The sequence below is a fragment of the Paenibacillus sp. J22P15 genome (genome assembly GCF_056269345.1).
On the sequence record NZ_JBWDNT010000002.1, the window covers coordinates 740,964 to 756,250 of the forward strand.

Annotated in this window: 10 protein-coding genes; all 10 read left to right on the forward strand. The window is 45.7% G+C overall.

The features are described 5' to 3' along the window. The first annotated feature begins 18 nt into the window (after nt 1-18). The 10 genes from AC0YN6_RS07900 to bglB all read left to right on the forward strand — a co-directional run bounded on the left by AC0YN6_RS07900 (nt 19) and on the right by bglB (nt 15,221). On the forward strand, nt 19-975 hold the full coding sequence (locus tag AC0YN6_RS07900; protein WP_475746124.1) for a carbohydrate ABC transporter permease: 957 nt from the start codon (nt 19-21) through the stop codon (nt 973-975). 94 nt (nt 976-1,069) lie between these two features. Next, a complete protein-coding gene (locus tag AC0YN6_RS07905) occupies nt 1,070-3,841 on the forward strand; it encodes an alpha-mannosidase (protein WP_475746125.1) in 2,772 nt (923 codons plus the stop codon). A gap of 285 nt (nt 3,842-4,126) precedes the next feature. Further along, nucleotides 4,127-5,194, forward strand: a complete 1,068-nt coding sequence (gene hflK, locus AC0YN6_RS07910; RefSeq protein ID WP_475746126.1) for an FtsH protease activity modulator HflK — start codon at nt 4,127-4,129, stop codon at nt 5,192-5,194. After that, the gene (gene hflC, locus AC0YN6_RS07915) at nt 5,191-6,057 is read left to right on the forward strand and encodes a protease modulator HflC (protein ID WP_475746127.1); all 867 of its coding nucleotides are present in this window, start codon (nt 5,191-5,193) and stop codon (nt 6,055-6,057) included. The genes hflK and hflC overlap by 4 nt, the downstream gene beginning before the upstream one ends. Before the next feature lie 200 nt (nt 6,058-6,257). Continuing rightward, entirely contained in the window at nt 6,258-8,483 is a 2,226-nt protein-coding gene (locus AC0YN6_RS07920) for a helix-turn-helix domain-containing protein (RefSeq protein WP_475746128.1), read from the forward strand. A gap of 323 nt (nt 8,484-8,806) precedes the next feature. After that, nucleotides 8,807-9,661, forward strand: a complete 855-nt coding sequence (locus AC0YN6_RS07925; RefSeq protein WP_475746299.1) for an ABC transporter permease — start codon at nt 8,807-8,809, stop codon at nt 9,659-9,661. A gap of 15 nt (nt 9,662-9,676) precedes the next feature. Beyond that, a complete protein-coding gene (locus AC0YN6_RS07930; RefSeq protein WP_475746129.1) occupies nt 9,677-10,552 on the forward strand; it encodes a carbohydrate ABC transporter permease in 876 nt (291 codons plus the stop codon). 29 nt (nt 10,553-10,581) lie between these two features. Beyond that, nucleotides 10,582-12,222, forward strand: a complete 1,641-nt coding sequence (locus tag AC0YN6_RS07935) for an extracellular solute-binding protein (RefSeq protein ID WP_475746130.1) — start codon at nt 10,582-10,584, stop codon at nt 12,220-12,222. Nucleotides 12,223-12,363: 141 nt separating this feature from the next. Next, the gene (locus tag AC0YN6_RS07940) at nt 12,364-14,148 is read left to right on the forward strand and encodes a hypothetical protein (protein WP_475746131.1); all 1,785 of its coding nucleotides are present in this window, start codon (nt 12,364-12,366) and stop codon (nt 14,146-14,148) included. Next, nucleotides 14,148-15,221, forward strand: coding sequence for a beta-galactosidase BglB (gene bglB / locus AC0YN6_RS07945; protein ID WP_475746132.1), 1,074 nt, complete (start codon nt 14,148-14,150; stop codon nt 15,219-15,221). Before AC0YN6_RS07940 ends, bglB begins: the two co-directional genes overlap by 1 nt. Nucleotides 15,222-15,287 lie beyond the last annotated feature (66 nt).

The window sequence follows — 15,287 nt, forward strand, 5'->3', positions numbered from 1 at the left end:
GACAGGGAGGTGTGGGCAATGCAAACGAGATTACAAATGATTCAGAAATCGATCAAGCATGCGAGTCCGTTAGAGACCGTCAAGAGGTGGGGCTGGATCGCATTTCGTGCACTGCTTGTCACAGGCTTGTGTTTCATTATTTTGTATCCGCTGATCCAGAAATTGTCTGTTGTGTTCCGCAACAGGAGCGATATGTATGACCCGACGGTACTATGGATTCCAAAAAGCTTCACATTGGACAACGTAATTAATGCGATGGACACCATGAATTATTGGGTTGCTTTTAAGAATACGCTTTTCATCTCCGCAGGCACGACTATCCTGCAGGTGCTGTCATGTGGATTGGCGGCGTATGCTTTTGCTCGCTTGCGTTTCTGGGGCAGCGAGGTGCTGTTTTTCTTAGTCATCTTTACGATTGTTGTTCCGCCGCAAACTCTGATGATCCCAACGTATTTAACCTATCGTTACTTTGATTTCTTCGGGATTCTTGGGTTGTTCGGGCTGGATGGCGTCAATTTGATTGATACGGTATGGCCGTTTATTATGTCGTCTTCATTAGCTTCAGGATTGAAAAATGGTCTTTATATTTTCATTTTCCGCCAATTTTTCCGAGCAATTCCGAAGGAACTGGAAGAAGCGGCTTATGTGGATGGCTGTGGAGTAGGAGCCACATTTTTTCGCATCATTATACCGAATGCAGTATCGGCGGGCATTACAGTCATCCTGTTCTCATTCGTATGGCAATGGAATGACAGCTACTTCGTATCGCTTTTCTTTAATAAGGAACAGGTGCTCTCGACTCAAGTGTCTGCCCTAACCGCGCAAATTTTTCAAACGATTACGCATGATCCGCTGTATGTGTCGATGATCTTAAATACCGGAACGCTGCTTGTCATGACGCCATTAATTATTATGTATATTTTCGTACAAAGATATTTCGTGGAAAGTGTTGAACGAACCGGGATTGTCGGTTAAGCATCACAGGCTGTCCCATAAGTTCCAGACTTGGGGCAGCCTTTTTTAACATGGATAGATAAGGGACATTTAATCTAGATTGGAGAAGGTTAATTTGACAAAGTCCAATACCGTGCATATCATTTCACACACCCACTGGGACCGTGAATGGTATTTGCCCTACGAGAAGCACCATGTGCGGCTAGTTAAACTAATGGATTCATTACTAGAGACGCTGCAGCAGGATCTGGATTTTAAAAGTTTCCATCTCGATGGTCAGACCATCATTCTGGAAGATTATTTGCAAATTCGTCCGGAGAAGCAAGAGATTGTTGAGCGGTTCATTCGCGAAGGCCGTATTCATATAGGCCCTTGGTATATTTTGCAGGATGAGTTTTTGACGAGCAGCGAAGCAAACGTACGTAATTTATTGTATGGACACAGGGATGCCGGGCGGTATGGAGCGATTGCTAAAGTCGGCTATTTTCCAGATTCGTTTGGGAATATCGGGCAAGCGCCTCAACTGATGCTTCAAGCAGGTATCGACAATGCTGTTTTCGGCCGCGGCGTAAAACCGACTGGCTTCAATAATGAGGTATCGAAATCCGAGGCATACGAATCCCCTTTCTCCGAGATGATTTGGGAAGCGCCGGACGGTTCGCGGGTGCTAGGCATTTTGTTCGCTAATTGGTACAGCAACGGTAATGAAATTCCTGTTGAGCGTGAAGCGGCTTTGAATTATTGGAACCGTAAGCTGAAGGACGTTTCTGAATACGCTTCAACACCTCATTGGCTCATGATGAATGGATGCGATCATCAGCCGGTTCAGACCGATGTTGCGGAAGCGATCCGGACAGCGCAGGAGCTTCTGCCGGAAATGAAATTCGTCCATAGTAATTTCGATGATTACATTGAAGCTGTCAAAGATTCACTACCCGAACGGCTATCAGTCGTGAAGGGAGAGCTTCGGAGCCAGCATACGGACGGCTGGTCAACGCTGGTCAATACGGCATCATCGCGAATATACATTAAACAAATGAACCAACTAGGCCAAGCGCTGCTGGAGAAAGTAGCAGAGCCTGTAGCGGCATTCGCTTACTTAACCGGACAGACTTATCCGCACCATCTGTTCACTTACGCATGGAAAACCTTAATGCAGAACCATCCTCATGACAGCATTTGCGGCTGCAGCGTGGATGAGGTTCATTCCGAGATGGTGACCCGCTTTGCCAAAAGCAGGCATATTGCCGAATCGATTATTGAAGAGAGCCTCTCAGCACTCGCGCCGAAGATCGACACAATCAGCTTTGCTTCATTCGGAGAAGCGGTGATGCCTCTTCTCGTAACCAATACGACCGGTTGGGTACGTACCGGCATCGTAACGGCAGAGGTTGAATTGAAGCGCATCTATTTTAACAGCGGAATGGGCTTTGATGCCATGAAACAAGAGCTGAAGGAGATCCAGACGGAAAATCTGCTCCTTGTTGATCTGGAAGGCCGGGAGGTCAACTGCAGTATCGAGGATCTTGGGGTACAGTTCGGCTATGATCTTCCTGAGGACCGATTTCGCCAGCCTTATTTTGCAAGAAAGGTTCAAGTGCGGTTTGAAGCCGTTCAGGTGCCGGCTCTCGGTTATAAAACCTATGCATTGATTCGGGGCAGCAGCTCTAGCGCGCTGCCGGGAAATGAGGGATCCCTACTTACAGGAAACCGTACGATGCAAAATGAGCATTTGTCTGTAACCATTGAGAACGATGGGTCTCTAACGATTACCGATAAACGGACGGATACCATACTGCAAGGCTTATGTGTGTTTGAGGATACAGGAGATATTGGCAACGAATATATGTATCGTCAGCCGGATGAAGATGTGTCTATTAACACCAAAGGTCAGCATGCTGGAGTTAGAGTGCTTGAAGATACGCCATATAGAGCGACATTTGAGATCAGTCATACGATAATGATTCCTAAGTCGGCAGATTCCTTGTTGGAGCGGGAGAGACAAGAGCTCATCTGGTTCACTGGAAGAAAATCGGGAAGATCAGATGTTCTAATTCCATTTCAAATAACGACAAAGGTGTCGCTGGACAAAGAAGGCTATGGAGTACAGGTAGAAACCACTTTCAATAACCAGGCTCACGATCATCGTTTACGCGTCTTGTTCCCAACGGGCTTCAATGTCCGAAGTCATTTGGCTGATTCTATATTTGAAGTGGTGGAACGGGGGAATACGCCTTCGCAGGAATGGAAAAACCCGAGTAATTGCCAACATCAGCAGGCCTTCGTCACGATTACCTGCGACAAGCAGGGATTGACGATTGCTAACCTTGGATTAAATGAATACGAGGTGCTTCAAGACGGGAGCGGTACCATTGCGGTTACCCTGCTCCGTGCAGTAGGAGAATTGGGGGATTGGGGATATTTCCCGACGCCCGAGGCCCAGTGCACCGGGGAACATACAGTAAAGTTTGAAATCATACCTTTCCCAGTGGAAACGCCGGCAGGTAAGGAGGAAGCGATTTGCTGCGGCGCTGCAGCATCGATGATGGAAGCCTATCAATTCCAGGTGCCATGGACAGTAAAGCAAATCGGGATTCAGAAGGGAGAACTTCCAGCGGTTCATTCCTTCATGGAATGGCAGGGAGAGAAGCTGGCATTTTCCTCTCTTAAAGTATCGGAGGAAACGGGTGATGTGATCGCGCGTTGGTATAATCTATCCGCCGACCCGCAAAATTTATCAGTAATCCCTTCGTTTGAAATGACGGACATAAGCCGGAGCAACATTTTGGAGCAGCGTTTAGAGAAAGCCGATTTGAGAGACGTGCTGGTTCGACCAGCTGAAATTGTTACGTTAAGCTTAAGCGTTCAAAAGGATCTATTCATTTAATAAGCTAGAAATTAGGACCAGACCACTTTTACTAAGTGGTCTGGTCCTATTGGATTTATCGCCCGGGAATTTAATCGCATCATTTGAAAGAATGGGCATAAATTCCTCTAAGGGGATAGTCGTTCGAGATTTATGGAGTGGACACGATTAAATTGGAGAAAAACGAAGGGAATCATTGTTTATAAGGATATTTAAGAAAAATATGACAAATTCGGTGACCTTTTCCGCTCTTTTGCGTATTATCCCTTAGAGTTATACATAGTACGCTTGAAAGGGGAGATTTCATTGAGCTTTAATGATCAAAATCAGAATTTGGGTGAGAATCATAGTATGAGCGGTCGCAGGCCGCCGGAGCTGCAGCTAAGTACGGTGAAGAAAATCGTATTCGGTGTCATTGCTGCTATTGTTGTCATTTATTTGGGAACCACATCTTTTTACACGGTGCAAGAGCAAGAACGTGCTGCTATTCTTACTTTTGGTAAATACTCGAACGAAACGTCAGCAGGTCTTCATTTTAAATGGCCTTATCCGATTCAAGAGGTCATCACAGTAAAAGCGGAGCTGACACAACGGATTCACATTGGTTACCGTCAAGAGGGATCGGAAGCGATTCCTGTAGAAGAGGAAGCAATGATGATCACTGGCGATGAAAACATCGTATCAGCAGATGCGGTTGTTCAGTGGAAGATTAGCAACATACATGATTATTTGTATAATATTTCGGATGCCGAGCAGTTTCTGCGTAATGCGGCAAGCTCCTCGATTCGTGCAGTAATCGGCTCGGAGAAGCTTGATTATGCGATTACGGACGGTAAAACAGTAATCCAAGACAAAGTTCGTGAGAAGCTGATTGAGCTGCAGACCAAGTACAAAACAGGCATACAAATTATTGATATTAAGTTCCAAGATATTGAGCCGCCAAGCGGTCAAGTGGCTGAAGCCTTCCGTGAAGTTACGAATGCGCGTGAGGAGAAAAGCACAAAAATTAATAACGCCGCGAAGTATGAGAACGACCGAATTCCGAAAGCGCGGGGAGAGGCGCAAGCGCTTCTTGAAAATGCCGAAGGACAGAAGAAATCTCGTATCCTGAATGCGGAGGGTGACGTAGCTAAGTTTAATGCGATATTCGGTGAGTACAAAAAAAATCCGAATGTTACCCAAAGCCGTCTGGTGCTAGAGACGCTTGAAAAAATATTGCCGAACGCCAAAATCTTTATTACGAATTCAAATAGTGATACCGTCAACTATTTGCCGTTAAATGAATTGCTGCGCAGCGGATCGGGCAGCACAACAACGCCGCCGGCATCAACGCCGCCTGTTGCAGAAGCTCCGCAAGGAGGTGAAGCACAATGAAAAGAAACCAATGGTTAACGATCATTATTGTGCTGGTTGTCGTTATTTTGGGCTCAGGCTCGATGTATATTGTGAAGGAAGGCGAGTATAAGGTCGTGCTTCGATTTGGAGAGGCAATGAGAGCTGTACCAGAGCCAGGCCTTAAATTTAAGCTTCCGTTTATTGAGAACGTATCAACGCTACCTAAATATCAAATGACATATGAAAGTACTCCGACAACGATTCTGACGAAGGATCAGAAGCCTATCGTAGTAGACAACTATACGGTATGGCGCATCACGAATGCATCGCAATTTTTAAGAACGGTGCAATCGGTTAGCGGCGGTATTCAGCGGATCGATGAGGCAGTGTACAACTCTGTTCGACGTAAGCTATCAGAGGTCAATTACGATAATATCATTAGTGAGAACACAGCCCGTGGCAATATTAACGATGAAATTACGAAGGATGTTGTAACGGCGCTGACACGTGATAATTATGGTATTGAAATTATCGATGTTCGCATTAAACGTACTGATTTACCGGAGGAAAATAAGCAAAGTGTATACAATCGGATGATTTCGGATCGCCAATCGATCGCAGCGCGCTACTTGTCCGAGGGTGATGAGGAGTCGCGCAAAATTACTTCCAAAGCAGATCGCACGGCGACGGAGCTATTAGCACAAGCACAAGCTGACGCGAAAAAAATCGTTGCTGAAGGTGAACGTGAAGCTGCAGTTATCTATAACAAAGCTTACGGCACTGATCCACAGTTCTACAATTTTTACCGAACGCTAGAGAGCTATGCGACTACTTTAAAAAATGAACCGGTCATCATGATACCAATTGATTCTCCGTATGCGAAAATTTTATTAGGTCAATAGTGGCTATCCCCTCTCGCCGATGCGAAGGGGGATTTTTTCGTTTGTTCTTCAAATTTATCATATTAAAGAAAAAAATAGCCAATAATCAGGATAATTGTGCATTGATCAGAAATATGTGTATCAAAATGTTAGTGGCAAGAAGTTCCATGCATGCTAAACTCGAAGAAACGGTAATGAATAAGGAGGATATTATACCAATTATGCCTATGAAAAAAACATGGTTCAATAAGCTGTTATTTTCTTACTTGCCCGTATTCCTCATTATCATTTCGTTTCTGATTGCCGTTTCTTTCTTCAGTATGGGAGAGTTGACGCGCAGAGCCGCGCTTACCGTCAACGAGGGTTCCGCAGCCTACGCGCTGGAGGTCGTGGATCGTGAGCTGCAATCGATTGAGAAAATGATGATTAAAGAGATGATGGAGACAGGCGGAATACAAAATTATTACAACAGAACACTCAAAGATGATCCTTATAAATTGATGTTAATCCCTTCTAAGAAATTAGGGGATATTGCTACCCGATATACATCTATTCATTCCATCTATATGGTCCGCTGGGAGGATAGCATGGTATTGAGCAACAACGCGACTATTCCACTAACCGAATTCGGGGACAAGCGGTTTATTCAATCCTTTCTTGAAACGGGCCAAGGCTCCACATGGACAGGCCGCCGAATGTATAGTGAGCTGGCTAACCAGCAGCCGATAGGCGTTGTATCACTAGTGAAGCGAACGCCGCTTCCGGCCGGTGACCTCGGCATTGTTGTTATCAATGTCAGGATTAAGGCTTTGCAGGATATCGCGGGGGAAATGCTTGGAACCAAGTTCATCCAAAGCAAAATAATCGACCGCGAAGGAAACTTGCTGCTGGCAGTTCAGGAAGGCTCCGAAAATATTGAGGGAATTACCGAGATGCGGTCGGACTACACAGGATGGATTATTCAAAGCAACTTTGGAGGGAAAGGCTTCTACTACTTAGCATCAGGCCTCAATTATATCCTCCTCTGGAGCGGCATTGTTGCCATTATGGTTGCGGTAGTCTACATCGTCTACATTTCAAAGCGACATTCCCGGCCATTGGAGGCGCTGATCAACCGACTGCGGGTGTACGCCGAACTAAAGGCGGAACAACTGCTGAAAGGTGGAGGGAAGGATGAATTTACTTTTATCGAAAGCGTTCTAGATGGCATTATTGAGCAAGCCGACGAATTGCTGAACCAGCGCGACGAACACTTGCGCATCCGCAAGCGGCAGTGGGTCATGGAAACATTGGAGGGAGAATTCCATAACTCTGACGGCTCCGACTGGCTGCACATTTCGAAACGATTCGGATGGAAGCAAGATAGCGGCAGAGCGGTGGCCGTTGTCATTGAGATTGACCGGTATACAGAGTTTTGCAGCATGTATACGAAACGCGACCAGTCACTACTGAAATTTCTGCTAGCCAATGTAGCAGCGGAAATTGTGCAGCATCAGAACATCGACATATTCGGTGAATGGCTTGAGGTGAACAGATGGTGCGCATTTCTGCAAATGGATGAACGAAAAACAGTGGAGGATGCTGCGATCTGTGTCCAACAGATTTTGGAGTGGATTCAGGGCAATGTCGATTTCGCGATCACTATTGGATTAGGGACCTTGGCGGAAACGCCGGATGAAATTAGCACTTCCTATGAATCTGCGCTGCATGCGCTGCAATACAAGATGACGCTGGGCATAAATCGAGTGATCGCGCAATGGGAAATCCCCATTAGCAACCATAGCGTCAACCGCGTTGCAGTAGCGGATATTCGGAGTATCGTCCATGCCTACAAGCTCGGTGAGCCGAATTGGGAAGCCGCATACGACCAGTTTATGAATGAGCTTCGCAGCTATGTCGCGCCCAGAACGGAGCTTCAGCATCAGATCGATTATTTGATTTACCAAATATCAGGGGAAGTGATGGAAATGCACGCTGAATACCAGAGCATCTGGTTTAATGAAGCGTTGCCTCAAATCAAGCGGCTTGAAAAATTTGAAACATTTGAGGAACTGAGAGACGGCGTCAAAATCGTTATGTGCGAAGCAAGCGCAAAGATGACCGAATTACGGAGAAGCCGCAACTTCTCCGGAGTCATGAAAGATGTCCGCAACTATATTATTGCAAATTATGACAATCCGGACTTGTCACTGAATCACTTGAGCGAAGCTTTTGCATTAAATCCGAAGCATGTTAGCCATATGTTTAAAGAAGAGTTCGGTGAAAAGTTTGTTGACTATTTGGCGGGTATTCGCATCGAGAAGGCGAGGGAAATGTTGGAGAACAGTTCGCTGCCAATTCAAGAGATCGCGGTCAAGGTTGGCTATCTCCATTCGTTTTCATTCATACGAGTATTTAAGAAGCTAACCGGCATGACGCCCGGAGACTTCAAAAAGCAATTGAAATAATCCCGAATCGCTTTTACGGTATTTCGTTATGAACTGCAATCCACGGAAAAAGGTGTATTACTCGTTTTGACGCAGCCAGGATACCGCTAACAGGGCGGTATCTGCCTCAATCTGAAAATTGTGTACGTGAAAGAATCACGCGGATTGCAAAGCCAGTCTGCTGGCCGTATTGTGGGAATATAGATCGCGCAATCTGTAATATGAAACTGAAAGAGGTGAGTCACTTGAGTACGGTGGAAGAGTCAGCGATACATCGCGTTGGTTGGAGTCAGAAGCTAAGCGCTGACAGAAAAAGACTCAAACAAAATATTCCTTACTTTATTATGTTTATTCCTGTAATTTGTTATTTCCTTATATTCAAGTATGCTCCTATGGGAGGACTTGTTATTGCCTTTAAGGATTATAACTTTGCAGAGGGCATATTAGGTAGTCCATGGGTCGGATTCGGGCAATTCAAGACACTGTTTACTAACCCGCAATCATTTCAGATTATTAAGAACACGCTAGTGCTTAGCCTGATGAGTCTGTTTATCGGTTTTCCGTTTCCTATTATTTTAGCTATCATGTTGAATGAAGTACGCCGTGTCTGGTTCAAACGTTATGTGCAGACGTTAGTCTATATGCCGCATTTCCTTTCTTGGGTTATTGTATCCGGAATTGTAATAACAATCTTTGCAAATGAGGGTGTTATCAACGATCTGCTGACGGCGGAATGGATGCCGGAACCATTCGCTTTCCTATACAATAAAGGATCGTGGCTGGCGATTTTTATCGGGTCGGGTATTTGGAAAGGGGTAGGATGGAGCGCAATCATTTATTTGGCAGCGCTTTCTGCAATCGATACAAGCTTATACGAAGCGGCAAGCATAGATGGAGCAGGGAAATGGAAGAAAATATGGAATATTACGCTGCCTGGCATAACGCCGACTATTGTTATCGTTTTTATTCTTTCAGTAGGAAGCATCATGGAGGTCGGTTTTGATCAAGTTTACATGCTGCAAAATTCGGCAGTATATGATATTTCCGAAGTTATTAGCACCTATTCATACAAGATTGGATTGCTGCAGCTTCAATTCAGCCTTACCGCCGCAATGGGTTTCTTTGAATCGTTGATCGGACTTATATTGGTACTTATAACAAATTCAATTGCCCGGAAGTTCGGGCAAGGCATATGGTAAGGAGGTCCGGTTGCGATGAGAGCTTCGTTCGGTGAAAAAGTATTTTATACTTGCAATTATATCATGTTATTTCTTCTCAGTTTAAGCTGCGTTTTACCAATTATCCATATTTTCGCATTGTCACTAAGTGATGCGCAATCAGTCATTTCCAACAAAGTCGTATTCATGCCGATTAATTGGACGCTGGAGTCGTATCAGCAACTCATTTCCGGCAGTGACATTGTAAACGCATTCAAAAATAATGTCGTCATTACAGTTGTCGGTACCATGCTCAGCATGGCCTTCACGATAATGGCCGCTTATCCGCTATCTAGGAGAGACATGTACGGCAGGCGCTTCTTCTCATTGGCCATCGTATTCACGATGCTGTTCTCGGGCGGCATGATTCCAGGTTATCTTCTAATCAAGTCGCTTGGGTTGATCAATAGCTATTCCGCATTATGGCTGCCGGCGCTCGTTGGCGTATTCAATATGCTGGTACTAAAGACGTCCTTTGAAAGTATGCCAGCAGAAATGGAAGAGGCAGCCCGAATCGACGGTTGCGGGGAATGGAGATTGATATTTCAGATCGTGCTGCCATTGTCAGTACCGGTATTGGCCGCATTGACGCTGTTCTACGCGGTTGGTTTCTGGAATCAGTTTATGAGTGTACTGCTTTTTATGAACGAACCGAGCAAATATAATTTGACCGTCTTGGTGCAGCAAATGATTCGAAGCCAATCCATGATGCAAGAACTGACAAGCCTACAGCCGGAAGATATTATGAAAATGACCCCGGAAACGCTTCAATCAGCAGGCGTCATGATTATGGTAGCTCCCATGCTAGTGTTTTATATATTTGTTCAAAAGCATTTTGTTAAGGGTGTCATGATTGGAGCTATAAAAGGATAAAGAAATTAATCCATTAGGGGGATCTGTATATGTTAAAAATTTCTAAAGCAAAAAAAATGAGTGGTCTGCTGCTGGGCACTGCATTGCTGTTGAGCGCTTGCTCTTCAGGAGCAAACAACCCAGGCAACTCCGCAACGAATGCACCGGAAGCACCAGACAAAGTAGAATCAGAAAAACGCGGAAGCATCTCCGTCTCCATTTATGACCGGGGCTCAGTGCCGCCGGAGCAAGGCACCATCGACAAGAATAGTTGGACGAAGTGGGTCAACGATAATGGACCGGCCGATGTGAAATTTATTCCTGTTCCGCGCTGGGAGTCTAAGGAGAAGTTCAATGTGATGTTTGCTTCTGGAAACGCTCCAGATGTTATTTTCGAATATGACACATCTTATCGCAACGAGCTGATCAACCAGAAGCAACTAATGCCATTGAACGAGCTGATCGATGAGCATAGTGTTGAATATAAGGAATTACTCGATAAATACCCGATCATGCGTAAGGTTACGACCCGTCCCGACGGAAATATATATGAATTCGCGCGTTTAAACGGTCAGGGCATTAACCATCTATTTATCATTCGTACCGATTGGCTAGAGAAAGTTGGAATGGAAGCTCCGAAAACAACTGACGAATTGTATCAGGTGGCTGAAGCATTTGTCAAGCAAGACCCTGACGGTAATAACAAAGCCGACACATTGAGCATGAACGTAACCTTCGTGGGCGATCAAATGCTTACCAATATGTTTCAAGCTGTAAACTATAAAATTCAGGATGACCAACTCGTACCGACTTGGGAGAACAAAATAGCCAAAAATAACTTTGTTAAAAAGATGTATGATAACGGGTTGATCGATAAGGATTTTCTGACGGACAAAAATGGTGAAAAGTCTAAGCAAGATTTCATTAACGGCAAGTTGGGAATCTACGGCTCCAATGGAGGCGAGGCCTACGCTACCTTAAAGGCCCTTAGAGCCAATGATCCAAATGCGAAGTTCGCGGTAATCGGTTTGCCTGCCAGCGAGTTCGGGCAATTCGGACCGGTTGTCAACAACCCGATTCAGGCAATTGCTGCCGTAAACGCAAACACTAAAGATCCAGTCGCAGTCATCAAATATATGGATTTCCTCAACAAAAGATCAACCATGATGACACTTAATTTTGGACTGGAGGGCGAGCATTACAATCTAGATGGCGAAGGTGTTCCGATTCTCGTTGATCTGGAAAAAAGTAAAAAAGAGGTAGACTTTATGGGTGACTTACGTATGTCAACCTCTGCAGCTGTTCTTGGCGACATTAGTCACATACGTTACAAGTTGAATCTTAACGATCCTTTCGATGCGGAATATCTGGAGTTGTATACAGCTGCGGAGAAGCTTTATTTGAACCCAGACGCGCCAATGGCGGACTTTACGCATGGAGAGCATGCCCCTTCATTGCCAAAAGATCTTCAGTTGATTGTGACCAATACGTCAGAACAAATGACGAGCTACTCCCAGCAGGCACTGATTGGAGGAAGCAAATATACGGTTGAACAGGCGATTGCCGAATCCAAAGCTTTTTGGGAGAAGGCAGGCGGACTGAAGGTTGACGAGTGGTATGCCGACTGGTATGCGAACAATAAAGAGAACGCCATTCTGATGAAAGATATTTACTCAGTTAAAATTGATTAACACACGAAGCCGAACATTCGATTGAGATTTAAATCATTGGAATAGAGGGACAAAACATCCGTTGGTCCCTCTATTCCGTATGCACAGAAAAGGCATTCCGAAAGATTGAACTAAATAACATGTTTGGAGTGAGGACCAGGTATGAATTTGCATACGGAACGGGTTTGGCGGGAAATGTGGGAGCAGTTCGGCTGCATGCTCAGGTTAGAGGACGGTCTTGTGAATCTGGGCAAGCCGGGACATACGGCTGAAGGCTCCCAAGTTCAGGAAGCGCATGACGGGCGCTCCACCGCTGCGTATTATGCAATTGGTACTGCACTGGGAGTACTAGAAGAGGCGCAAGGATTGCAAATCCTCCAGTCGCTTGCTGAATTACAGATCACGGACAAGATGAGTCCGCATTATGGAGCCTTTCGTTGGTACCGAGAAGAAACAAGAGTCAACGACTCGAATGCAGCCTTCTTTATTCTAATGCCATTGGTTGTGCTACGGCTTTATATGGAAGAACAAGTTCCTGCCACTCATCGTGAGCTTCTGGATCAAATGCTGGATCACGGTGCAGATTGGTTCGAGCATGAGTTAAAGGAACCGAGCTTGTATTATTCCAATAAAATCGTGAGCGATGGCGCACTTTTGCTCGCTATTTCGAAAATCCGCAGCTTGCCACAACACTATCAAGCAGGCATAGCCTTCTTCGAGCGATGGATGGAATATACGTATCGCCGAGGCTGGGGCTGGGGCGAGAACATCAGCTTGATCTATATTCAGGTCATAATGAATGCACTTCAAATTGCCAAAGTTTCCTTGCATGCTAAGGACCATGGACTGCAGGATGGGATTCGAAGGGTGATGGACGGACTGGAGGATTACGTTCGTTTTCATGAGGGGTATGAGTTTGTGCCAACCATCCGTAGCTATAATGATCAAGGCGAGCTGCACCCAAGCAGCTTGATGTGGAGATTAGCCGGTTTGGAAACGAGCGAATCAGTCGAAGCGGAGACTGGCGGCAGTTTATGGAACGGCTTGTCTTATCTGTTATTCGAGGAGAAACTCTGGACGGAAAAGCCTAACTTGAAGCTGCCGACTTTGCGGAGTCGGACTGAACGTATCATGGATTCGAGCTATGCATATACATGGGTTGGTTTAACGGGGAGAATGGGCAGCGTGAACCGATTCCCGGTCATCGCAGGCTCCTATCAATACCCGACTTGGGGCTTAGCTTGGCAATCATATCCGGTATCGCTTGCTGTAGAAGGGCATCAGATCTCATACCTGCGCTGGTATGCTAATGAAGGTGAAAGCGTAAGAACCCATCCCGCTGCCTACCAGAAGGCGTATTTAGGACCAGCATTGTTTCGGGAATCGTGGTATCCGGATACCCAGCTCAGGTCGGTTCAGGAGAACCATGCTGTATTGGTCGTGCGCAGTATGAGCCGAATTCACAACAAAGTAAGCGAGCTTTCCGATGAGTGGGTCGTGAATCGCTGGACAGGCGAGCTGCGGACAGTACTAGGAGCAGATGGACGAGAATGGACGATCCTGCATTATCCTCAGTCGACAGTGTTGATAGCACCGCTGATCGGCATTGCATACGGTGATCTTACTCGCCGAATTCCTACACTTCATCCCGTGATGGACGGCGATACGCTTAGATTAAGGCAAGTACTTTATACCGGAGAATCGAAGCTCCTGCAGCAGCCGAGGCTGGAGTGCGGCTGGGCGATTTATTATGCGGACGGCATAAGCAGCTTAAGTGAAGCAACAGCTCTTGCAGCTAAACTGCGTCTTGTTGAGGCTTCTTATAAAGATGGAGAGGTTCCTCGAGAAAGTTATATGGAAATTAGATGTGCAACATTGTTCGAAGGAGACAGGAAGCTAGTAGAGCTTATCCTTGATCCCAATAAAATAGAAAGCGGTGAAGAGTAATGAATGAAACGATCGATCTTTCCAAGACAGAGGCTAATACCATAATCGAAAGAGTAATCGGACAGCTCAAGCATTTAAAAGGCGGCGTTGTAGAAGAAACTTGTCCGATCGGTATTATATCCATGGAGAACTGGGAATGGCCGCAGGGTGTGGGTCTGTTTTCCCTCTACTTATACTATCGAAAGACAAGCAGACAGGATATAAAGCAGTATTTAATTGATTGGTTTGACCGAAGAATTGCAGAGGGCCTTCCCTCCAAGAACGTGAACACGATGTGCCCGATGCTGACGCTAAGCTTCCTGGCCGAGGAAACCGGACGAGAGGATTATATGGAACTGTGCCGGGAATGGGCTGAGTATGCGGTGGCGGAGATGCCAAGAACAGTGGAAGGCGGCATTCAGCACGTCGTTTCAGGCCATTTAAACGAAGGCGAGCTATGGGACGATACGTTATATATGACTGTGCTGTTCGTTTGTCGGATGGGTCTGTTGCTTGAAAAGAAAAGCTACATTGATGAAAGCATTTATCAGTTCCTGCTTCATCTCAAATATTTAACTGACCGCCGCACGGGATTGTTGTTCCACGGTTGGACCTTTAACGGCCGTCATCACTTCGCCGAAGCTCTGTGGGCTCGCGGCAATTCTTGGTACACGGCAGGTCTCGTAGATTACTTGGAAATGATAGAGCTTCCTAAGCCAATTGAGCAGTTGCTTCTATCCGCATTGGAGCAGCAAGCGTCCAAGCTTGCTGAATTGCAGGCGGACGATGGCATGTGGCATACGTTGTTGGACGATCCGAATTCTTACACAGAAACGTCCGCAACCGCAGCTTTCGCTTATGGCATTTTAAAGGCAGTACGAAAAGGTTATTTGTCTGAATCCTATAGAGAGGTTGGTATGAAAGCGTATAACGCCGTCGTATCAAAGATCGATTCTGACGGCGTCGTACATGGCGTATCTTATGGCACCGGAATGGGCAGTACACTCCAACAATATCGCGACATTCCGATTTGTCCGATGCCTTACGGTCAATCGATGACACTGCTAATGTTAATTGAAGGATTGGAGCACTAGATTACAAATTGAACAGGAGTAAGGAATAGGCGTGCGCAGTGACACGCATCATCTATTTGGTGAAAG